Genomic DNA, 21,693 nt, shown 5'->3' with positions numbered 1-21,693 from the left:
TCTAACGAGAACCCTCCATCGATTATTAATTTCTCAAGAGTAAAGTTAATATAGATGGAGTAACAAGAGCTTGTAAATTATTCAAATTCTTTGTTGTACACTTAAAAGCAGATAAAATAAGTGGAAGAAGAAGATACAGTATGTGTTTCTTTGTTAAGAAAGTAAGTGTTTAATGTGTTTTGATTTGATCATAAGGTAGTTATGTGAGGAGTAATTTATAATATTTTTAAATCAGATAAGTTTTTATAGTAATTAATTGTTTTTGTAAATATTTTTATTATGAAAATTTGAAATGTCTTTATAATATAAGGATATGTATATTTTTAAATATCTGTACTGTTAATTGTTATTGTTGTTTTAGTTAGTTGAATTGTTGTACTACGTTGATTAATAGTACTTAACAAGTATAAAAAATTTCGCGAGATCGTTAAAATTTGTTAAATTAATCTCCGTTAACCACATGTATTTTTACTAACTAAAAATTTCTTTTATGAAAAAACTAACACTTATTGTTTGTGTTGTATTACTATCAATCCAGATAGTTAGTGCGCAAACAAGACAGGTTACTGGTATTGTCACCAGTGCCGATGATGGATTTGGTATGCCTGGCGTATCCGTCGTAATTAAAGGGACTACATCAGGAACAAGTACTGATTTGGATGGGAATTATTCTTTATCCACAAAATCAGGTGATATTTTAGTATTTAGTTTTGTGGGGATGACACCACAGGAAATTTCTGTTGGAAATCAGACCGTGATTAATGTAATTATGCAAGCCGAAGCAATAGGAATGGATGAGGTTATGGTTGTAGCTTATGGAGTATCCAAGAAATCTAGTTTTACTGGTTCGGCAGCAACAGTTAAAGGTGACGATATTTTAAAATCTTCTGCAACGAGTTTCGAAGAAGCTCTTCAGGGAAGTACAGCAGGGGTGCAGGTCGTTAGTACTTCTGGTCAGCCAGGATCTGCAACAACTGTTCGAATTCGTGGTATTGGTTCTATTAATGGTGTTGCTACTCCTTTATATATAATTGATGGCGTTGCAATTAATTCGGAAAATTATAGCCAAGTTGCTGATGCGACTAATTATGGAACCTCTGCGAGCCCACTTTCCTCTTTAAATCCTTCGGATATAGAGAATATAACTATCCTGAAAGATGCATCAGCTTCTGCATTATATGGTTCACGTGCAGCTAATGGTGTTATATTGATTACAACGAAACAAGGATTGTCTGGAAAGACCAAAGTTAACTTCTCTGCAAAATATGGCTTTTCTGATATGGCGGTTGATCAGCATAAAATAATGAATGCAGGGCAGTATTATAAAACATTTTTTGATTATTACTATGCTGAAAATGGCGGGGATGCTACAGCTGCTAATGCTTCTGTTATTAGTGATTTTAGCACTAGTGGAGCTACAATAAATCCATATAATATTGATAATCCTTATGGAGCAAATGGACAATTAGACCCAAATGCAAAGCTATTATATGATACAGATTGGAGAGATGAGGTTTATCGAATTGCTAAATCTGAAGAATATAATATTAGCGCTACCGGAGGTAATGACAAAACTAAATTTTATTTGTCTGCGGGATATTTGAATCAAGAAGGAATTGCAATTGGTTCTAGTTTTGAGCGACTTTCAACAAAGTTAAATGTTTCCAATGATGTAACAGATTTTTTTAAAGTTGGAATGAACAATACGATCTCTATTACAGAGCAGAAAACACCTCCGGGTGCTGGTGGTGGTGCTAGTCCTGTCAAATTTGCAGATTATGTATCTTCAGTGTATCCATTATATGTTTGGGAAGATGGAGTGAAAACTGATGAGTATAACTATGAAAATGCGGTTCAATTGGATTTCAATCCAGTAGCGTTAAGAAGTTTGGATAAATATACAAGTGAAACTTTTAGAGTATTATCTTCATCATTCGCTGAATTGAAATTTTTAAAGGATTTTAATTTAAAGACTCAAGTGTCTTACGATAGATCTGATTTAAAAGAAAATAGATTTTATAATCCGGAACATGGTAATGGAAAGTCTGTAAATGGTAGGGGAGATCGTTATAGTATTGTTGAAACTACAAAATCTATTACTAATACACTTAATTGGTCCAAGACGTTCAATGAGATTCACACAGTGGGTTTATTGTTAGGTCAGGAAGCAACAGAGACTAAGTATGAATTACTAAATGCTGAAGCAACAGACTTTGTTTTTCCTGGAACGGATGAATTGGTGGCTACTGCACAGCCTGTTACTGCACTTTCTTATTTTAGAGAAAAAGCTTTAAGTTCCTATTTTTCTCGTTTAAATTACGATTATGACGGTAAATACTATTTCAGTGCTAGTTTCCGACGTGATGGATCCTCCATTTTTGGATCTGATAATAAGTGGGGAAATTTTTGGTCTGTTGCAGGATCATGGAGAATGTCGCAAGAAGACTTTATGTCGAATTTGCAATGGGTCGATGATTTGAAAATTAGAGCAAGTTATGGTATTAATGGTAGCGATGCAGTTCGTGTATATGAACGATACATTGCTATGGCTCTTTTTGATTATGGTCAAAATTATGGTGGTAATGCTGGTATAGCTTTCTCTCAAATGGCAAACCCAAATTTAAAATGGGAGAAACTTACAGCATGGGATATTGCAGCGGAATTTCGTTTATTTAATCGTATTAGTGGTACTGTTGAATATTATAGCAAAATTTCTGATGGTCTGTTGTATGATCAAAAGTTATCATTTACGACTGGTGTTCCTACGGTAAAAACCAATATTGCAGAAATTGAAAATAAAGGTATTGAAATTGAACTATCAAGCGAAAATATGAGGAACAGTATTTTTTCTTGGACAACTAGTTTAAATTTTTCAGCAAACAAGAATAAGATTAAAAGTTTACCTGAGGAAAAGGTTATTGATGGTTCCAAAATCTGGGAAGAAGGAAGTGATCGCTACCAATTCTATATTCAAAAATTTGCAGGAGTTGATGCCACTGATGGATCTCCAACTTGGTATGTAGAGGATGAAGCTACGAAAGAGATTACTACTACGAAAGTTTATTCGAAAGCAACTAAATTTAAATCAGGATCTGCTTTGCCAGATTTTACTGCGGGTTTAAGAAATAATTTCGAATATAAAGGTTTTGATCTTTCTTTTATGCTATATTTTAGTATGGGAGGTAAGATTCTTGATTATACTGAGGCTGATCTATTACATATGGGATCTTCACCAGGAACTCAGTTATTAACAAAGGTGATTGACAAAGCTTGGAAAAAACCAGGTGACATCACTGATATTCCTCGATTTGAAGTGAATAACTCTTTTCAATTTCATGAAAGATCGACAAGGTTTTTGCACGATAACTCATTTGTTAGATTGAGGAATATAACTCTAGGATATGATGTGCCTAAGCAATTCCTTGAGCGCTATAAGCTTTCAAGTCTCAGATTATATGTACAAGGAGATAATATTTGGACATGGCAAAATCATAAGGGAATTGATCCAGAACAAAGTATCGCTGGAACATCAAATAATAACATGCCAAATATTAAGACTTTTTCATTTGGAGTGAAATTAGGATTGTAAGTATTAATTGAAAAAATTGAAGACATGAAAAATAGAATATTATTATTATTACTATTGACACTCCTGTTTGCTTCTTGCGGAGAGGATTTTCTCGAACTGACTCCATCCGAGTCGATTGAGGCAAGTGATGCAATGTCGACCCCAGCTAAAGTAAATGCTGTTCTTATTGGTGCATATGATCAAATGCAATACTCATATTATCTGCCATATTTTATAATGGAAGGAGATGTAAAGGGTGAGGATGTGTTTGTGAAAAGTTCTGGTAATTACGGAAGGCATGTAGAAACATATGCTTATACAGAGCTACCAACAATGTATTATTGTGAGGATGTTTGGGCGTATGCTTATAAGGTGATAACCAATGTGAACCTTGTTATAAATGGATTGGAAGCTGTTGATATGGATGAGGCTTCAAAAGTTCAATTAATTGCAGAATCCAGAGGGCTTCGGGGATATTCATATCTTAATATGATTCAGGCATATGCGATGCCATATGCTGTAGATCCTTCCGCCTTAGGAGTTCCTCTGATTCTTGAACCAGTATTGCCGTCCGATCCGGGACCTTCTCGTTCTACAGTTCAGGAAGTATATGCTCAAATTATTAGTGATTTGACTTATGCTGCAGAGAATCTTGTTGCATCAGAAAGTTATAGATTAACAACTGCCGCAGCAAAAGGATTATTGGCTCGTGCATATCTTAATATGGAGGATTGGGCAAATGCATCAAAATGGGCCAAAGAGGCACGTGATGGTTATTCATTAATGACAGCAGATCAATTACTGGAAGGTTTTCAGGATGATAGTAATTCGGAATGGATGTGGTCTTTGCGTTCCGTTGCTGATGATAATAATGGTTACCTGCATGTTGCTTCATTTTATGATGCACTAAGAACATTGGGGTATAATTCTTTTAGAATTGATGTTGATTTTCGTGCATTATTTGGAGCAGATGATACTCGTTTACAACAAATTGATGATGGTGTTTATTCAGGAGGACATGTGTCATTAAAATTTGAACATGTAAGTGGTTGGGTTATGGATCAAGTTTTAATGCGTGCATCTGAAATGTATTTGATTGAAGCAGAAGCAGAAGCGGAATTAGGTGCCGGCCATGAAACAGCGGCTCAGGACGCATTATTTGCAATTCAAAGTAGAGCAGATGCAACAGCAGTTAAGTCAACCAGCACAGGAGAAACACTAATTAATGAAGTATTGCTTGAGAGAAGAAAAGAATTATGGGGTGAAGGATTTCGTTGGTTCGATTTGAATAGACGAGGACTTAATGTGACCAGAACAAGTAGTTCGCATTGGGCATTGTTGGATTTACCGATAACAGATAATAAAAGACGTTGGCCGATTCCACAGGATGAAATTGATGCTAATCCTAATATGGTTCAGAACCCAGGGTATGCTAAATAGAGCTTATATAATTAGTTTTTTATATTGCTTTTAATGAAAGGATATCTCAGGACGGACATTTAAATTTTAAAGGGCCTCAATTCAAAATTGAGGCTCTTATTTATGCCTGAATAATTTTGCGGTTAAAACCCATTCAGTTCCATAGTAACGGTCGGAATCAACAATAATAAACCCAATAAAATCAGGATAGCCATAAAACCGCCGATCCATTTTACCCATTTGTTGTAAGGAATTTTGGCAACACCCAATACACCGATCAAAACACCGGAGGTTGGTGTAATCATGTTGGTGAAACCGTCACCAAATTGAAAAGCCATTACGGTTGCCTGACGCGATACACCAATTAAATCGGAAAACTGCGACATCATTGGCATGGTAAGAGCTGCTTTTGCTGAACCGGATGGAATGATGATGTTGATGAGGTTTTGAATTAGATACATCATGCTCACCGAAGCCATTTTTCCAAAATCATTCATCGATTGAGAGATGTAGTAAAGAATGGAATCGATGATGTGACCTTCTTTCAGAACGATTAGGATTCCACCTGCCAAGCCAACAATCATGGCTGCAGAAAGAATATCACGGGCGCCGTCAAGAAAAAGGTGGGTAATTTCGTTGGCTGTGTTATTGAAGGCAATACCTGAGAAAATTCCCATGGCAAAGAAAAGGGTGGCAATTTCCATGATGTACCAACCGTAGCCCATTACGCCGACAATCAGGAAGATAATTGTGAACAGAAGTAGGTTTAGGATATAAAAATGAACCGATTTGCGTAGTGTCATTATTCCTGAAATGGCAAAAAGAGCTGTGATAATTGGCAGTACCATAAAAGTACTTTCGGAGTTTCCGATTTTCAGGGTACTGACAGGATAGTAGTAGGAAAAGCCAATCATAGAAACCAAGAGAACGATATAGGTTAGCCATGCTGATTTTGGTGTGTAATATTTAATTGCCTCCATATCGGTATCGTGATGCTTTCTCCAGTATTCATCATCGGTGTAAACCAATGATTTTGCAGGGTTTTTGCGAACTTTGGCCGCATATCGTAAGATGAAAGCAAAACCGATAAAATTAATCACCACCCAACAAAATAATCGGTACTCGATACCCGAGAACAATGGTAAGTTCGATAATCCTTGTGCAATACCAATGGTGAAAGGATTTAAAAGAGCTCCGGCAAAACCAAGTCCGGCAGCAACAAAGCAGATGGCTACACCTACAATTGAATCGTATCCCATTTTAATGGCCATGGGTACAAATATAATGGTGAAGGCTATGGTTTCCTCACTCATGCCGAAGGTGGCGCCAAAAATGCTAAATATGAGCATAATTAGCGTGAGAATAATGTTGTTGACCCCAATTTTTCGGATCAGTTTATTTTTCTCCAGTTTCTTGGTGAATTCCAGAAAAGAGTAGATTCCAATATCGATAGATTTGCTCGCATTCATGATCCAGAAAGCGCCGCCAATAACGAGAATAAACATGATGATGTCGGCTTTATCAACAAATCCTTTGAAAAAAGAAGAGAATATTTCCCATGACTGACCCTGGCTTTCGATTTGTTGGTAGGAATCCTGTACAATAACCTCGCGGTTGGTTCCATTAACATTTACGGCAGTTCGTTCGAATTCGCCTCCGGGAATCAGCCACGTAAGAATGGCTGATAGAACGACTATTGCGAATACAATAACATAAGTATGTGGTATCTTTTTAAACATGATTTGTAGGTTTGTTGTAAGTTTTGATTGTTCTTGTAAAATTGAATGTGTAAAAATAGAAAAATATGAAGAGAATGGAAGCTTTGAATTTATTTTAAAAGGCAACTCGAAAAGGTTTGCAATTTGCTCTTTTTTCCCTAATATTTGCATTGTGATTTCTCAACTTTTTAGATTGTGAAAAGCAACAGATAGAAGTTGAGCAACTGAGCAATGATACAGTGCGTTAAGGATTGAAACGGATACCCCGAGTTGTGGTGGATTTTGTGGGGAAGAACGAGGAGTAGAAGTGAAAAGCCTGACCCGACCCAAGGAGGGAAACGCCCGGAAAGAAATATTGAGTTAAGAAAATATAGAGAATGGGAATTTCTCATGTCTCACATCTAATATCAAATATCTATAACATGAAGTTGTTAATAAGTAATATAAAAACATTAGTTCAGGTTGATACGGAAGCTCGTAAATGGGTTGCCGGAACCGATATGGCCAATTTGAATTGCATTGATGATGCCTACTTGCTGATTGAAGGCGATAGAATTACTGATTTTGGTAAGATGGAAGACATTCCTGACTTTGATGACAAGGAAGGTTTTGATTGCATTGAGGAGTATGACGCTACGGGAAGAATGGTTTTTCCTAGTTTTTGCGATTCGCATACTCATTTGGTGTATGCGGGAAGTCGCGAAATTGAATATTCCGATAAAATTAAAGGTTTATCGTACGAAGAGATTGCCAAACGTGGCGGAGGAATTTTGAATTCGGCCAAATTGATGCACGAAGCAACGGAAGAGGAGTTGTACGAATCGGCCATGGAGCGAATTCACGAGATTATTAGTTTGGGAACCGGAGCTGTTGAAATTAAAAGTGGTTATGGCTTAACGCTTGCCGATGAATTAAAAATGCTTCGCGTGATTAAGCGCTTAAAGGAATCAACACCGCTTACTATCAAATCAAGTTTTTTGGGAGCACATGCTGTGCCTGCTGAATACATAGGCAGACAAGCTGAGTATGTTGATATGGTGATTAATGAAATGATACCTTTGGTTGCTGCTGAAGATTTAGCAGATTATATTGATGTGTTTTGCGACAAAGGATTTTTTACGGTTGAAGAGACCGACCGGATTTTAAATGCAGGAATGAAACATGGCATGCGGGCTAAAATTCATGCCAACGAATTGGATTATTCAGGCGGAATTCAAGTAGGAGTGAAGTACAATGCACTTTCGGTGGATCATTTAGAGTTTGTTGGCGATGCCGAAATTGAAGCTTTAAAAGGATCGGAAACCATGCCTACAGTATTGCCCGGAGCGGCATTTTTCTTAAACATGGTGTGCTCACCCGTTCGCAAAATGATGGATGCAGGATTGCCAATTGCTTTGGCATCTGATTTTAACCCGGGATCGTCGCCATCGGGAAATATGAAGTTTATTATGTCGCTGGCCTGTATCAATTATAAAATGCTGCCACAGGAGGCTATTAATGCCACTACCCTAAATTCGGCTTATGCCATGGGCGTTGAGGATGAATTGGGAAGTATTGCCAAAGGGAAAATTGCTAATGTTTACATCACCAAAGAAATTCCTTCGGTGGAGTACATGCCCTATGCCTACGGAAGCAACCTGATTGATGTCGTGATTTTACGTGGGAAGGTGTTGTAGAAATAGATGTGAGAAATGAGATTGGAGATATGAGAGAGAAAATATCTCAATTTTTATATAACAGATTTAAATATAAACACCTCACCCTAAGCCTCTCCTGAAGGAGAGGGAACAGAGCAACAAACCGGCTCTAATACAAAAATGAAGAGAAGCCCCCCTTCGTCTTTAGGAGAAGGGGTTGGGGGATGAGGTGACAAGAATAAAATATTAAAAACAACGAACAGTAACAACCAGACAGAGAGTTATGATTAAGGAGCTTGTTGGGGAAGAATTGAGTTTTCTCGTTTCTCACATCTTATTTATCACATCTCATGTCTAATATCTATCACAACAATGAAAAAACTAATCGAATGTGTTCCTAATTTTTCTGAAGGGAACGACATGAATATCATTAAGCAGATTACCAACGAAATTGAATCTGTTGAAGGCGTACGTTTAATCGACGTTGATCCTGGGAAAGCAACCAACCGTACCGTAGTAACTATGGTGGGTACGCCCGATGAGGTTTGCGAAGCAGCCTTTCGGGCTGTAAAAAAAGCAGCCGAGTTAATCGATATGAGTAAGCACTCGGGTGCTCATCCTCGTTTTGGAGCTACCGATGTTTGTCCCTTGGTACCAGTTGCCAACATCAGTATGGAAGAGACTGTTGAGTACGCACACAAGTTGGCAAAACGCATTGGCGAAGAAGCAGGTGTTCCTGTTTATTGCTACGAAAGTGCAGCACGCACACCAGAACGTAAAAATTTAGCAGTTTGCCGTGCAGGCGAGTACGAAGCGGTTAAAGACAGAATTGGCACCGAGCAGTGGAAACCCGATTTCGGACCTGCCGAATTTACACCTGCAGTTGCAAAAAGCGGAGTAACTGCTGTTGGAGCGCGTAATTTTCTAATTGCTTACAATTTCAACTTAAATACCACCTCAACCCGTCGTGCCAATGCCATCGCATTCGATGTTCGCGAGCGTGGACGTACCTTGCGCGAAGGAAATCCGGCAACGGGAAAAATAGTGACCGATGAAAAAGGAAATCCGGTAATGATTCCAGGAACTTTAAAAGCGACCAAGGCAATCGGATGGTTTATTGAAGAATTTGGTGTTGCTCAGATTTCCATGAACATGACCGACCTTACGGTAACCTCTATTCACAAAGCATTCGACGAGGTTTGTGCCAAGGCTCAGGCTCGTGGTATTCGTGTTACCGGATCGGAGTTGGTTGGTGTTGTGCCCTTAAAAGCCATGTTGGATGCCGGTAAACATTACCTTCGCATGCAGGAACGCTCAACTGGTATTGCCGACCGCGAAATCATTAAAATCGCAGTTAAATCTTTAGGATTGGATGAGTTGTACCCATTCGATGCCGACAAAAAAATTATCGAGTACATCCTCGAAGACAAAGATCAGAAGAAATTGGTTGACTTAAGTTTAACCGATTTTGTAAACGAAACAGCTTCCGAATCGATGGCTCCGGGCGGCGGATCAATTTCTGCATACATGGGAGCTATGGGTGCCGCTTTGGGTTCAATGGTGGCTAACCTGTCGGCTCACAAGCCGGGATGGGATGATCGTTGGGAAGAGTTCTCCGATTGGGCTGAGCAAGGCAAATACTACCACAGCAAGCTGGTTCATTTGGTTGATGAGGACACCAACGCCTTCAACAAAATTATGGATGCCATTCGTTTGCCAAAGGGAACCGATGCTGAGAAAACTGCCCGTGCCGAGGCAATGGAAGAAGCCACTAAATTTGCTACCATGGTTCCGTTCCAAACCATGGAGCTTTGTTTGGGATCGATGGATGTTGCCAAAGCAATGGCTGAAATCGGTAATCCTAATTCGGTGACCGATGCGGGTGTTGGCGCATTAGTGGCTCGTTCGGGTGTGTTAGGTGCTTTTATGAATGTGAAAATTAATGCAGCTGATTTACAGGACAAAGCCTGGGCTGCCGATATCATCGCTAAAGGACAGGCAATTGTTGATAAAGCCATTGCTCTCGAGAACGAGATTGTAGCTATGGTAAACGCTAAAATTTAATACACTACATCATCATATTGGGGGATACGTTACGGCGTGTCCCTTTTTTTTAGGTCACGCCATGGCATGACCCTACTCATTTCATTCCCAATTGTTAATTATTTGGGGGGGTTCCCTTCGGGTCAGGTTTTTCGTTGAACTATACGGCTAGACTTCGTACCTCAGGCAATCCAATTTGAAGTGACCCCTAAAAGTTGGATGGTTATAAAATAAATTAATAAGATTGAGTTCGGTATAAAAGCAAAGCTGTTCTGTCGTTACCATCCAGATTGTAAAAAAGCCTCACACAACCTTTTCGGCTTGTTTAATGGATAAAACGCTCGAACTTGTGCCAGATATATCGGAGCAAAGTGTGCCACAGATTTCGGTCTAACTTGTGCCACTTTAGCTTGGAGGTATTTCGGAGCAATTTGTGCCGCTTTTGATAAAAAAGAATTATTTTATCGGAAATGTTCCGTCTTTCTTGGCTTTTCGGGTGTCTAAGTTGAGATTTATCGCTACCATAATTTGCACGTTTTTTGCACGTTTTTATACTTTTAAAGCTACAAAAAGCATCTTAAATCGCAATATCCATGAGAAAATAAGGCGAAAAAAAAAGCGGCTACTGTAGTTGTAACCGCTTGATAGTCATTAATCTTACATTGTCGGGGCGAGAAGATTCGAACTTCCGACCCCGCGCCCCCCAGACGCGTACTCTAAACCTGGCTGAGCTACGCCCCGATATTGTTGGCAACAAATATAGTTTATGTCTAAGAATTGTCAAAATGAAAACAGCTGAAAGATTCGAGTTAATTGATATGAACATCTACTTTTTCTATGAATAAACACACTTGTAGTTATCTAGATATTTTGTAGATTTGCTACTCGAAAACTTATTTAGAAACAGAATAATTAATATATATGGAATTTAAGTCAATGAATCTGAAGGATACCAATCCTTCTACACCTGAAGGGGATATGGAAAATGTAAAATGTCTGATTGTTGGATCTGGTCCTGCCGGATATACTGCAGCAATTTACGCCGCAAGAGCAAATTTGAATCCTGTTTTAATTGAAGGTTTGCAACCCGGAGGACAATTGACAACAACAACAGAGGTAGACAATTTCCCCGGATATGCAGATGGAGTTACCGGCCCGGTTATGATGGCTGATTTAAAAAAACAAGCGGAAAGATTTGGCACAGATTGTCGTTGGGGACTGGTAACGGAAGTAGATTTTTCTTCTTATCCTCACAAGATAATTGTTGATGGGAAGAAAATTATTATGGCAGAGACTGTTATTTTGGCAACAGGTGCTACCGCTAAATATTTGGGTTTTCCAACCGAAGAAAAATATATGGGCTCGGGAGTTTCAGCTTGTGCAACCTGCGATGGTTTCTTTTACCGTGGATTGGATGTTGCAGTAGTTGGAGGTGGCGATACAGCAGCAGAAGAAGCAACTTATCTGGCTGGTTTGTGTAAGAAAGTATATTTGATTGTACGTAAAGATTATTTAAGAGCTTCTAAGGCTATGCAGGATCGTGTTGCCCGAACAGAAAATATTGAAGTGCTTTATGAGCACAATACCAAAGAGCTTTATGGCGACGGTGTAGTGCAGGGGGCTAAGTTGATAAAGCGAATGGGAGAGGCCGATGAGACAGAAGTGGACATCAAAATAGATGGTTATTTTGTCGCAATCGGGCACACACCTAATTCGAAGATATTTAGTAAGTATTTAAAAACTGATGAGCAAGGATATGTATTGACAGAGCCGGATTCGACCAAAACAAATGTTCCCGGAGTGTTTGCAGCAGGAGATTTAAAAGATCCTCACTACCGTCAGGCAATTACTTCAGCAGGTTCAGGATGTATGGCAGCTATGGATGCTGAGAGATTTCTTTCTGAAAGAGAATAAATGCAAATTTTGTTAGATATAGATTACCCGATTACTTGTTAGTCGGGTAATTTTTTTTGCAAAAAAAAACGACATTCGAAAGAATGTCGTTTATATTGTATTGTTTAGAATGCTATTGATTAAAAATATCAGCAAATTTCTCATTGCTGTATTTACCATCTTTCAATTTTTTAGCAACCTCTTTAAATGCATTAACAGTGTACTCAACATCTTCTATAGTGTGTATTGCAGTAGGAATCAATCTAAGCAGTAATTGTCCTTTAGGAATTACAGGGTAAACAACGATAGAACAGAAAATATTGTAATTCTCTCTTAAATCCATAGTTACCTGAGTTCCTTCAGCCACACTACCAGATAAATAAACTGGTGTTACAGGAGATTCTGTTACGCCAATGTTTAATCCGGCTTTAGTTAAACCAGTTTGCAGAGCATTGGTTACGTTCCAAAGTTTCTCACGCAATTCAGGAGAGTTTTTAAGTAACTCCAAACGTTTAATAGATCCTTCTACGATAGGCATTGGCAATGATTTTGCAAAAATCTGAGATCTCATTGTGTATCTAAGGTAAGTACCAACTTCTTCGCTGCAGGCGATAAAAGCACCAATACCAGCCATTGCTTTTGCGAAAGTACTGAAATGCAAATCTACTTTGTCTTCAACACCAAAATGCTCAATAGTACCAGCGCCGGTTTTTCCCATTACACCAAAACCATGAGCATCGTCAACAAGTAAACGGAAATTGAAATCATCCTTAAGAGCACAAATTTCATCCAATTTACCAAGGTCACCAGCCATTCCGAATACACCTTCAGTAATTACAAGAATTCCACCACCGGTTTTTTCAGTCCATTTGGTAGCTCTGTCTAATTCTTTACGAAGATTATCCATATCGTTATGAGGATAAACGAAGCGTTTTCCAACGTGAAGTCTCAATCCATCCATGATACATGCATGTGATTCAGAATCATAAACAATCACATCATGACGACCAACCATTGCATCAATAATAGAAACCATACCTTGATATCCAAAGTTCAGAAGGAATGCATCTGGTTTTCCAACAAAATCAGCCAGTTGAGCTTCCAGCTCTTCATGACGGCTTGTTTGTCCGGACATCATACGAGCTCCCATTGGATAGGCTAATCCCCATCTTGCAGCAGCTTCAGCATCTTCTTTTCTTACTTCAGGGTGATTTGCTAATCCGATATAGTTATTCAAACTCCATGTCAAAACTTCTTTCCCACGAAATTTCATTCTTGATCCTATTTCACCTTCCAATTTAGGAAATGCAAAATATCCATGAGCTTGCTTAGCGTATTGCCCTAGATTTCCTCTTTTTGATGTAACTTTGTCAAATATATCCACAGTCTATGCTTTTTTGAAATGTTTTAATTGCAACTGTGCAAAAGTAATGTTTTTTGGAATTTTAGCAATAAATTATAAAGAATTGTATAATATGAGTGGAAAGTATCCTATTTTTCGCTTGAAAACTATATCTTTGCAAAATGCAAAAAAATAGAGTAGCTATACCTATGAGAAAAATTGTTTATGTTTTTTTACTGTTCGCCTTTATTTTAGGTGGATGCAGCGATTACCAGAAATTGCTAAAGAGTAACGATAATCCTTTGAAATATAAGAAGGCTGTTGAATACTATAATGCAGAGGAATATGTAAAAGCTGCAACTCTTTTTGAGGAGTTATTGCCAATTTATCGGGGAACAAGCAAAGCGGAAACAATCAGCTACTATATTTCTTACTGTTCTTATGGTTCGGGAGATTATATTTCTGCTGGATATTTCTTCAGGAATTTCTTGAAAACATTTCCGGATAGTCCATACTCAGAAGAGAGTTTGTATATGAGTGCATATTGCTACTATTTGGAGTCACCAAAACCAAGATTGGATCAGACATCAACAAAAGATGCGATTGATGCTTTTCAATTATACATTAACCGCTATCCGAATTCTACCAGAATTCCAAAGTGCAACGATTATATTGATGAGATGCAGGATAAGCTGGTGCTGAAATCATTCTTAAGTGCAAGAAACTATTATGACAGAGAACATTTTCCTGCAGCAATTGTTTCCTTGCAAAATGGATTGAAAGATTACCCTGGTTCTTCTTATCGGGAAGATTTAATGTTTATGTTGTTGGAATCTCGATATGAATTGGCCTTATTAAGTGTTGAAGACAAAAAAAGAGAAAGATACAATCTCGCAAAGGAAGAATATTTTTCTTTTGTTGATGAATTCCCTGAAAGTAAGTATCGAAAGCGTGCTGAAAAAATGATTGAAGGTATAGAAGCCTACTTGAGTAAGTTTAATACGAATATTTAAAATAGATCTAATTCTTTTATAGTATGGATTACAAGAAAACAAATGCAGCAAGTTCTACAATTACCCGTAACATGACTGAGTTAAGTGAAGAAGTGGGTAATGTTTACGAATCTGTAGTGATTATGGCAAAACGTTCTAATCAGATTGCTGTTGAACTGAAAAGTGAGCTGAATAAGAAGTTGCAGGAGTTTGCATCTTATACAGATAACTTGGAAGAGGTTTTTGAAAATCGCGAGCAAATTGAAATCTCTAAATATTACGAGAGATTGCCAAAGCCATCTTTAATCGCGGTTGAGGAATTTATTAATGGAGAAATCTATTACAGAAATCCTGCAAAAGAGGTACAAGCAGAAGATTAATCACAAAATAGTTTATTAGTTCCCTTTGCAGCAAAAGGGAACTTTTTATTTTTAAGTCTGATTTATGTTAAAAGATAAAAACATTATTCTTGGAGTTACCGCAAGTATTGCTGCTTATAAAGCGGCTTCTTTAGTGCGTTTATTGGTGAAAGAAGGAGCCAATGTAAAAGTGATCATGACTACCTATGCAAAGGAGTTTATTTCTCCTGTAACCATGGCCACCTTATCCAAAAATACCGTATTATCAGATTTCTTTAAGCATGATGATGGATCATGGAATAGTCATGTAGATCTAGGTATTTGGGCAGATTTATTGATTGTTGCACCAACTACGGCCAATACAATGGCTAAAATGGCGAATGGTATTTGTGATAATTTGCTTTTAACAACTTATCTGTCAGCCAAGTGTCCGGTTATTCATACACCTGCAATGGATTTGGATATGTTTAAGCATCCTGCCACATTGCGAAATATGGAAATTTTAAGATCCTACGGCGATTTGTTTATAGAACCTTCGAGTGGTGAGTTGGCTAGTGGACTTTACGGAAAGGGAAGAATGGAAGAACCGGAAATTATCGTTAAGAAAATTATCGAATTTTTCGAATCTAAAAAAAAAAACTAAGCAATAAGAAGATTTTAATTACCACAGGACCAACTTACGAAAAAATTGATCCTGTGCGTTTTATTGGTAATTTTTCATCCGGAAAAATGGGCTTTTCAATAGCCGAAGAATTAGCTTCCCAAGGAGCTCAGGTTATCTTGGTAAGCGGACCTACCTCTTTAAGTACTCAAAATCAAAATATAAAACGTATTGATGTTGTTTCTGCTCGGGAAATGTACGAGGCATCGTTACGGGCATTTCCGTCTTGCGATGGTGGAATTATGACCGCTGCAGTGGCTGACTTTACACCTGTAACAACAGAAAATACTAAGGTGAAAAGAGGAAAGGAAAATTATACCATAGAGCTTACTCCCACAAAGGATATTGCTGCATCTTTGGGTAACATTAAAACAATAAATCAATTTTTGGTCGGTTTTGCATTGGAGACAAACGATGAAGAAACCAATGCCAAATTGAAGTTGGAGAAGAAAAATCTGGATTTCGTAGTTCTTAATTCTTTGAATGATAAAGGTGCCGGTTTTCAGTACGATACCAATAAGATAACGATAATAAATAAGCGTGGAGAGTGTAAAAAGTTCGGGTTGAAAAGTAAAGCAGAGGTGGCAAAAGATATCGTTAATGAATTGATTGCATATTATGAAGAATAAATATTGGTTCACTTCCGTTTAAATTTTTAACTTTAGCTGTTAACTTTTGAAATCGAATTATGCGAAAACTCATTGTATTGCTATTTGCTTTTATCATCTCCATTCCTTTGTTTTCTCAGGAGTTAAGGTGTAATGTTCAGATTGTGAGTCAGCAAATCCAGGGAACCAATAAACAGGTATTTAGAACGCTTCAGACTGCGGTTTACGAGTTTATGAATACCACGCGATGGACAGATCATGTTTATAGTTACGATGAGAGAATTGAATGTACGATTCTAATTAATTTAACCAATCAAATATCTGCCGATGAGTTTAAGGGCTCCGTTCAGGTTCAGGTTAGCCGGCCAATATTTAATTCTTCTTACAATAGTGTATTGCTAAATTTTAAGGACGATGATGTTCAGTTCAAGTACGTAGAGTATCAAACTTTAGAGTTCAACGAGGCAACTACACCGACCAGTTTAACTGCATTGTTATCTTACTATGCTTATATTGTTTTAGGTTTGGATTACGATACTTATTCGATGGATGGCGGGAGTGTTTATTACGCAAAAGCTGAGGCGATTGTAAATAAGATGCAAAATTCAAATGTAAAAGGTTGGAAGGCTTTCGAAAGTAGGAAAAACAGATATTGGTTAGTCGAGAACATATTAAACAATGCTTATAGCCCGGTTCGAGAGTGCCTTTATCGCTACCATCGTTTAGGGTTGGATAATATGGCAGAGCGTTTAACTGAATCCAGAGCTGAAATAGCAGAAAGTTTACGATTACTTCAGAAAGCATATAGAACAAAACCAGGATCATTTATTCTTCAAATATTTTTTGATGCAAAAGCCGATGAGTTGGTGAATATTTTTTCAGAATCCTTTACGGATGAAAAGAAAAGGGTTTTTAATATACTCAGCGAAATTGATCCTGCCAATATTTCAAAATACAATAAAATAATAGGGCAAAAAGAAAAGTAATTCTATTTTAGGGATAAGCTTGTTTTGCCGAGTTACCATGATCATTTTTTAGATTCCTATGCTTCAATCCATATCAATTCAGAATTATGCTTTAATTACAAAGCTGGATATTGAATTTTCAGATGGTTTCTCAGTAATAACGGGAGAAACAGGTTCTGGTAAGTCAATACTTTTAGGAGCCTTATCCTTGGTTTTAGGTCAAAGAGCGGAGGTGAATGTACTTAAGGATAAAGAACAAAAGTGCATAATCGAAAGTTCATTTTCAATTGAAAGGTATCAATTAGAGAAGTTTTTTGCTGACAACGAATTGGATTACGAAAAGGAAACTCTGCTACGAAGAGAAATACTTCCTAATGGTAAGAGCCGGGCTTTTGTGAACGATTCACCTGTAAGTGTAAAAATTTTAAAAGAGTTAGGTTTGCGCCTGATTGATGTGCATAGCCAAAATCAGAATTTGGTGATTGGAAGTTTCGAGTATCAGGTAGGAATTGTAGATACTTATGCAGGCAATTCGGAGATCTTAAAAAAGTATCAAGAGTACTTTGATAAATTCCAAAAGCTAAAGCAGGAGTTGCGTAAACAAGAAGAATTGGCCGCCAAGGAAAAAGCTGATTTGGATTATTTTCAGTTTCAATTGGAGCAATTGCTCGATGCAAAATTAGTTGCCGGAGAACAGATTGAAATGGAAGCTGAGTTGGAAACTCTGACTCATGCCGAGGAGATTAAGTCGGGTTTGGTTAAAGCGTACGAAAATCTGTCGGAAGGTGAATTTCCAATTGTTACGCAGTTGAAAGAGGCGCGGAATGCAGTAGCTCAAATCAAAAACGTATTCCCGGATGCTGAAAGTTTTTTTGAACGACTGGAGAGTGCATACATCGAATTGAATGATCTTGCACAGGAATTGGATCGAAGTAATGAGTCTGTTGAATTGGACCCTTCAAGAATTGAATTTTTAAATCAGAAATTAGATGCTGTTTATTCCCTGCAACAGAAACATCATGTGAATTCTGTTGAAGAGCTAATTCAAATCAGGGAAGAATTGATACAAAAAGTGGATAAAATTGTTTCTGGTGATGATTTCATTGAAGATTTGAAGAAGCAATTAAAAGCGCAGAAAGAATTGGTTATTAAGTCAGCTAAAAAGCTTACTGATAGTAGGGTAAAGGTAATTCCCGCTATTGAGAAAACAATCGTTTCGCAGCTGGTTCAGCTCGGAATTCCCAATGCAAACTTTAAGATCTCTACACAGATTAAAGAAGATTTTCAGTATTTGGGATGTGATTATTTGAGTTTTCTGTTCAGTGCCAATAAGAATGGTCAGCTAGAGGAAGTGCAAAGAGTTGCTTCAGGGGGAGAGTTGTCCAGACTCATGTTGAGTATCAAGTATTTAATATCTTCGTCGACAGCATTGCCATCCATCGTTTTTGATGAAATTGACACGGGTGTTTCCGGTGAAATTGCAGCCAAAATGGGAACTATGATGAATAAAATGGCAGAAAATATTCAGGTAATCAGTATTACTCACCTTCCTCAGATAGCAGGAAAAGGAAAAAATCATTATAAGGTTTATAAGGCAGATGATGAGTTGGAAACCTATTCAAATATTGTACTTCTCGACCAGCAAAGCCGCATAGAAGAGCTTGCTAAAATGCTAAGCGGAGCTGACCTCACTCAGGCAGCTTTGGACAATGCTAAGGTGCTGTTATCTAATTAATTGTTTCACATTTTATCGAATTAAAGAATTTATTCAGTCTTAATTAATGAGCTTATTTAGGATCATTCTTAATTTAATGTGTTATCTTTGAAGCTGAAAAAAATGATAATTACTAAGTATGTCGTATAATTTATTAAAAGGAAAAAGAGGGATTATTTTTGGTGCCTTGAATGAAATGTCTATTGCATGGAAAGTTGCAGAACTTGCCGTGGCAGAAGGAGCTGAGATTGTTTTAACAAATACTCTTGTTTCCATCCGAATGGGTACAATTGATGAATTGGCTAAAAAATGTAATGCTCAGGTAATTCCTGCTGATGCTACAAGTCCCGAGGACTTGGAAGTGTTGTTTACAAAATCAATGGAGATTTTGGGTGGTAAGATTGACTTCGTTCTTCATTCAATTGGTATGTCGCCAAATGTTCGTAAAGGACTTGCTTACGATGAATTGAACTACGAGTACTTGAAAAAAACATTGGATATTTCGGCCATTTCATTTCACAAAGTATTGCAAACTGCAAAGAAACTTGATGCAATGGCTGAGTGGGGATCTGTAGTAGCATTATCTTATGCGGCGGCACAAAGAACAATGTACGAATACAACGATATGGCTGATGCTAAATCGATGTTGGAATCGATCGCCAGAAGTTTTGGTTACATCTATGGACGTGAAAAAAGTGTGCGTATTAATACTATTTCGCAATCACCAACAATGACAACTGCCGGTAGCGGAGTTAAAGGATTCGATTCATTAATTGATTTTTCGGAACGAATGTCGCCCCTTGGAAATGCTACTGCTGAAGAATGTGCGAATTATTGCATCACTTTATTCTCAGATCTGACAAAGAAAGTTACCATGCAGAATTTATTTCATGACGGAGGTTTCTCAAGTATGGGCATGAGTTATAGAGCTATGAGCCAGTACAATAAGAGTTTTAATCCTTGCGATTGTAAAGAATAATAAAAAGCTAAATATTATCTTTTGAATCCGGATTGAAAAATCCGGATTTTTTTTTGCGAAAAATCATGAATTCAAAAATGCGTAGATTTTTAAAATCTACTGATAATATGTACATTTGCCCTTACTTTTCAAAAATCAGAATTGTAAGAAAATAGCAAAACAAAAAATAGTTAATGACCACAAAGGCAACAAATATCCATCCTGTGTTTGATCGGATTTTAGGAAGGGAAGATAAAGAGGGGATTTTAAATCAGAATTCTAAGGTTATTTGGATGACTGGACTTTCCGGATCAGGTAAAACCACTATTGCTATCGGATTGGAGAAGGAACTTCAGAAAAGGGGGTTTTTAACCCAGATTCTTGATGGAGATAACATCCGAACAGGAATCAATAAAAATTTAGGCTTCTCGGAAGAAGACAGAACTGAAAATATCAGGCGAATTGCCGAGGTATCTAAGTTATTTCTGAATTGCGGTGTCATTACAATTAATTGTTTTGTGAGTCCTACTATTGACATTAGGGATGTAGCAAAGGAAATAGTTGGGAAAGAAGATTTTTTAGAGGTGTATGTAAATGCATCTTATAAAGTATGTGAAGAGAGAGATGTAAAAGGATTGTATAAAAAAGCCAGAAATGGGGAAATTGAAAATTTCACTGGCCTTGATTCTCCTTTTGAAGCACCTGAGAATCCTTTTTTGGAAATCAAAACCTCTGAAATGACGCCTGTGGAGTCGGTAGAAAAAGTTATTGAAGCTATTTTACCTCGGTTAATAAGAAATTAGTGAAGTTGAAAACTAAGTAGACTTTGTTGTAAATGACTGTTTCAATAAATAGTCCGTTAGAAAGCAAATAAAATATTTTCGAATGAAGGAATACAATATTAATCATTTAAGAGAACTGGAAGCTGAATCTATTTTTGTGATTCGTGAAGTTGCTGCTCAATTTGAAAATCCGGTCATGTTATTTTCCGGAGGAAAAGATTCTATTATCATGTTTCACTTGGCTCGTAAGGCTTTTGCTCCTGCAAAGGTGCCTTTCCCAATGATGCATATTGATACGGGACATAATTTTGCAGAAACCATCGAGTTTAGAGATATGCTGATGGAGAAAACAGGAACCCGTATTATTGTGCGTTACGTTCAGGACTCTATTGATCAGGGAAAAGTTGCAGAAGAAACTGGATTTAATGCCAGTAGAAATAAGTTGCAAACAGTTACACTCTTGGATGGTATCGAAGATTTAAAAGTAGATTGCGCAATGGGCGGTGGTCGTCGCGATGAGGAGAAAGCAAGAGCTAAAGAACGTTTTTTCTCTCATAGAGATGAGTTCGGTCAGTGGGATCCAAAAAATCAGCGTCCTGAATTGTGGAACCTGTTTAACGGGAAGAAACATATTGGAGAACATTTTAGAGTATTTCCTATTTCGAATTGGACTGAAATGGATGTGTGGCAATACATCTATCTTGAAAATATTGAAATTCCTAATCTGTATTTTTCACACGAACGTGAAGTGTTTCAAAGAAATGGAACTCTTTTGGCTAAAAGTGATTGCATACCAATGCGTCCAGGAGAAAAGACGGAGAAAAGAATCGTTAGATTCCGTACCATTGGAGATGCTACTTGCACCGGAGCTGTTGAATCGGAGGCACATTCTTTAGAAGAAATTATCGAAGAAGTTGCAGCTACAAGAACAACCGAGCGTGGAACAAGAGCCGATGACAGAAGGTCGGAAGCCGCGATGGAAGATCGTAAGAAAGAAGGATATTTTTAAAAATTGAATGTGAGGCTAAAAGCTT

General features: G+C 37.6%; 16 protein-coding genes and 1 tRNA gene. 14 read left to right on the top strand and 3 right to left on the bottom strand.

The window, feature by feature from the left end:
* Window positions 1–490: 490 nt before the first annotated feature.
* Together GQR60_RS01285 and GQR60_RS01280 are read left to right on the top strand one after the other, a co-directional pair.
* Entirely contained in the window at window positions 491–3,589 is a 3,099-nt protein-coding gene (locus tag GQR60_RS01285) for a SusC/RagA family TonB-linked outer membrane protein (RefSeq protein WP_124991203.1), read from the top strand.
* 24 nt (window positions 3,590–3,613) lie between these two features.
* Window positions 3,614–5,008 (top strand): RagB/SusD family nutrient uptake outer membrane protein, encoded by a 1,395-nt coding sequence (locus tag GQR60_RS01280; RefSeq protein ID WP_124991202.1) that lies wholly within the window; start codon window positions 3,614–3,616, stop codon window positions 5,006–5,008.
* Window positions 5,009–5,130: 122 nt separating this feature from the next.
* On the opposite strand, the gene GQR60_RS01275 is transcribed toward GQR60_RS01280, so the two are convergent.
* The gene (locus tag GQR60_RS01275; protein WP_124991201.1) at window positions 5,131–6,726 is read right to left on the bottom strand and encodes a YfcC family protein; all 1,596 of its coding nucleotides are present in this window, start codon (window positions 6,724–6,726) and stop codon (window positions 5,131–5,133) included.
* Window positions 6,727–7,127: 401 nt separating this feature from the next.
* Between GQR60_RS01275 and hutI the strand changes: the two genes are divergently transcribed.
* Entirely contained in the window at window positions 7,128–8,381 is a 1,254-nt protein-coding gene (gene hutI / locus GQR60_RS01270) for an imidazolonepropionase (protein WP_124991200.1), read from the top strand.
* A 333-nt stretch (window positions 8,382–8,714) separates the two neighbouring features.
* Window positions 8,715–10,406, top strand: coding sequence for a glutamate formimidoyltransferase (ftcD, locus tag GQR60_RS01265; RefSeq protein WP_191991574.1), 1,692 nt, complete (start codon window positions 8,715–8,717; stop codon window positions 10,404–10,406).
* A 644-nt stretch (window positions 10,407–11,050) separates the two neighbouring features.
* Here the strand turns inward: ftcD and GQR60_RS01260 are convergent.
* Window positions 11,051–11,126 (bottom strand) — tRNA-Pro (locus tag GQR60_RS01260).
* A gap of 180 nt (window positions 11,127–11,306) precedes the next feature.
* On the opposite strand from GQR60_RS01260, the gene trxB reads away from it, so the two are divergent.
* On the top strand, window positions 11,307–12,299 hold the full coding sequence (trxB, locus tag GQR60_RS01255; protein WP_225441297.1) for a thioredoxin-disulfide reductase: 993 nt from the start codon (window positions 11,307–11,309) through the stop codon (window positions 12,297–12,299).
* A 112-nt stretch (window positions 12,300–12,411) separates the two neighbouring features.
* Here the strand turns inward: trxB and GQR60_RS01250 are convergent, their stop codons facing one another.
* A complete protein-coding gene (locus tag GQR60_RS01250) occupies window positions 12,412–13,662 on the bottom strand; it encodes an aminotransferase class I/II-fold pyridoxal phosphate-dependent enzyme (RefSeq protein WP_124991198.1) in 1,251 nt (416 codons plus the stop codon).
* Between the two features lie 167 nt (window positions 13,663–13,829).
* Here GQR60_RS01250 and GQR60_RS01245 point away from each other — a divergent pair, with 167 nt between their 5' ends.
* From GQR60_RS01245 to cysD, 9 genes are all read left to right on the top strand, one after another.
* Complete coding sequence (locus GQR60_RS01245; RefSeq protein ID WP_124991197.1) at window positions 13,830–14,633, top strand: outer membrane protein assembly factor BamD; 804 nt, start codon at window positions 13,830–13,832, stop codon at window positions 14,631–14,633.
* Window positions 14,634–14,656: 23 nt separating this feature from the next.
* Window positions 14,657–14,992: a DNA-directed RNA polymerase subunit omega gene (locus GQR60_RS01240; protein ID WP_124991196.1), complete on the top strand. Its 336-nt coding sequence runs from the start codon at window positions 14,657–14,659 to the stop codon at window positions 14,990–14,992.
* Between the two features lie 64 nt (window positions 14,993–15,056).
* Window positions 15,057–15,614, top strand: coding sequence for a flavoprotein (locus GQR60_RS20025; protein ID WP_225441296.1), 558 nt, complete (start codon window positions 15,057–15,059; stop codon window positions 15,612–15,614).
* Between the two features lie 53 nt (window positions 15,615–15,667).
* The gene (locus GQR60_RS20020) at window positions 15,668–16,261 is read left to right on the top strand and encodes a phosphopantothenoylcysteine decarboxylase (RefSeq protein ID WP_306597675.1); all 594 of its coding nucleotides are present in this window, start codon (window positions 15,668–15,670) and stop codon (window positions 16,259–16,261) included.
* Window positions 16,262–16,320: 59 nt separating this feature from the next.
* The gene (gene porD, locus GQR60_RS01230; protein ID WP_124991195.1) at window positions 16,321–17,226 is read left to right on the top strand and encodes a type IX secretion system protein PorD; all 906 of its coding nucleotides are present in this window, start codon (window positions 16,321–16,323) and stop codon (window positions 17,224–17,226) included.
* A gap of 58 nt (window positions 17,227–17,284) precedes the next feature.
* A complete protein-coding gene (gene recN / locus GQR60_RS01225; protein WP_124991194.1) occupies window positions 17,285–18,940 on the top strand; it encodes a DNA repair protein RecN in 1,656 nt (551 codons plus the stop codon).
* Between the two features lie 118 nt (window positions 18,941–19,058).
* Window positions 19,059–19,898, top strand: a complete 840-nt coding sequence (locus GQR60_RS01220; protein WP_101310539.1) for an enoyl-ACP reductase FabI — start codon at window positions 19,059–19,061, stop codon at window positions 19,896–19,898.
* Between the two features lie 173 nt (window positions 19,899–20,071).
* Window positions 20,072–20,680 (top strand): adenylyl-sulfate kinase, encoded by a 609-nt coding sequence (cysC, locus tag GQR60_RS01215; RefSeq protein WP_124991193.1) that lies wholly within the window; start codon window positions 20,072–20,074, stop codon window positions 20,678–20,680.
* Between the two features lie 82 nt (window positions 20,681–20,762).
* Window positions 20,763–21,668, top strand: a complete 906-nt coding sequence (gene cysD / locus GQR60_RS01210; protein WP_101310541.1) for a sulfate adenylyltransferase subunit CysD — start codon at window positions 20,763–20,765, stop codon at window positions 21,666–21,668.
* Window positions 21,669–21,693: the final 25 nt, after the last annotated feature.

Origin of the sequence: Labilibaculum euxinicum (assembly GCF_009795715.1) — a bacterium.
Classification (GTDB): Bacteria; Bacteroidota; Bacteroidia; order Bacteroidales; family Marinifilaceae; genus Labilibaculum; species Labilibaculum euxinus.
The sequence above is the reverse complement of the archived record's forward strand: the minus strand, read 5'-3'. Positions and strand labels throughout refer to the sequence as shown.

Bases quoted from the DNA above. Each gene is read 5' to 3' on its own strand.
- GQR60_RS01285 (WP_124991203.1), top strand. From the start codon at position 491: ATGAAAAAACTAACACTTATTGTTTGTGTTGTATTACTATCAATCCAG.
- GQR60_RS01280 (WP_124991202.1), top strand. From the start codon at position 3,614: ATGAAAAATAGAATATTATTATTATTACTATTGACACTCCTGTTTGCT.
- GQR60_RS01275 (WP_124991201.1), bottom strand. From the start codon at position 6,726: ATGTTTAAAAAGATACCACATACTTATGTTATTGTATTCGCAATAGTC.
- hutI (WP_124991200.1), top strand. From the start codon at position 7,128: ATGAAGTTGTTAATAAGTAATATAAAAACATTAGTTCAGGTTGATACG.
- ftcD (WP_191991574.1), top strand. From the start codon at position 8,715: ATGAAAAAACTAATCGAATGTGTTCCTAATTTTTCTGAAGGGAACGAC.
- trxB (WP_225441297.1), top strand. From the start codon at position 11,307: ATGGAATTTAAGTCAATGAATCTGAAGGATACCAATCCTTCTACACCT.
- GQR60_RS01245 (WP_124991197.1), top strand. From the start codon at position 13,830: ATGAGAAAAATTGTTTATGTTTTTTTACTGTTCGCCTTTATTTTAGGT.
- GQR60_RS01240 (WP_124991196.1), top strand. From the start codon at position 14,657: ATGGATTACAAGAAAACAAATGCAGCAAGTTCTACAATTACCCGTAAC.
- GQR60_RS20025 (WP_225441296.1), top strand. From the start codon at position 15,057: ATGTTAAAAGATAAAAACATTATTCTTGGAGTTACCGCAAGTATTGCT.
- porD (WP_124991195.1), top strand. From the start codon at position 16,321: ATGCGAAAACTCATTGTATTGCTATTTGCTTTTATCATCTCCATTCCT.
- recN (WP_124991194.1), top strand. From the start codon at position 17,285: ATGCTTCAATCCATATCAATTCAGAATTATGCTTTAATTACAAAGCTG.
- GQR60_RS01220 (WP_101310539.1), top strand. From the start codon at position 19,059: ATGTCGTATAATTTATTAAAAGGAAAAAGAGGGATTATTTTTGGTGCC.
- cysC (WP_124991193.1), top strand. From the start codon at position 20,072: ATGACCACAAAGGCAACAAATATCCATCCTGTGTTTGATCGGATTTTA.
- cysD (WP_101310541.1), top strand. From the start codon at position 20,763: ATGAAGGAATACAATATTAATCATTTAAGAGAACTGGAAGCTGAATCT.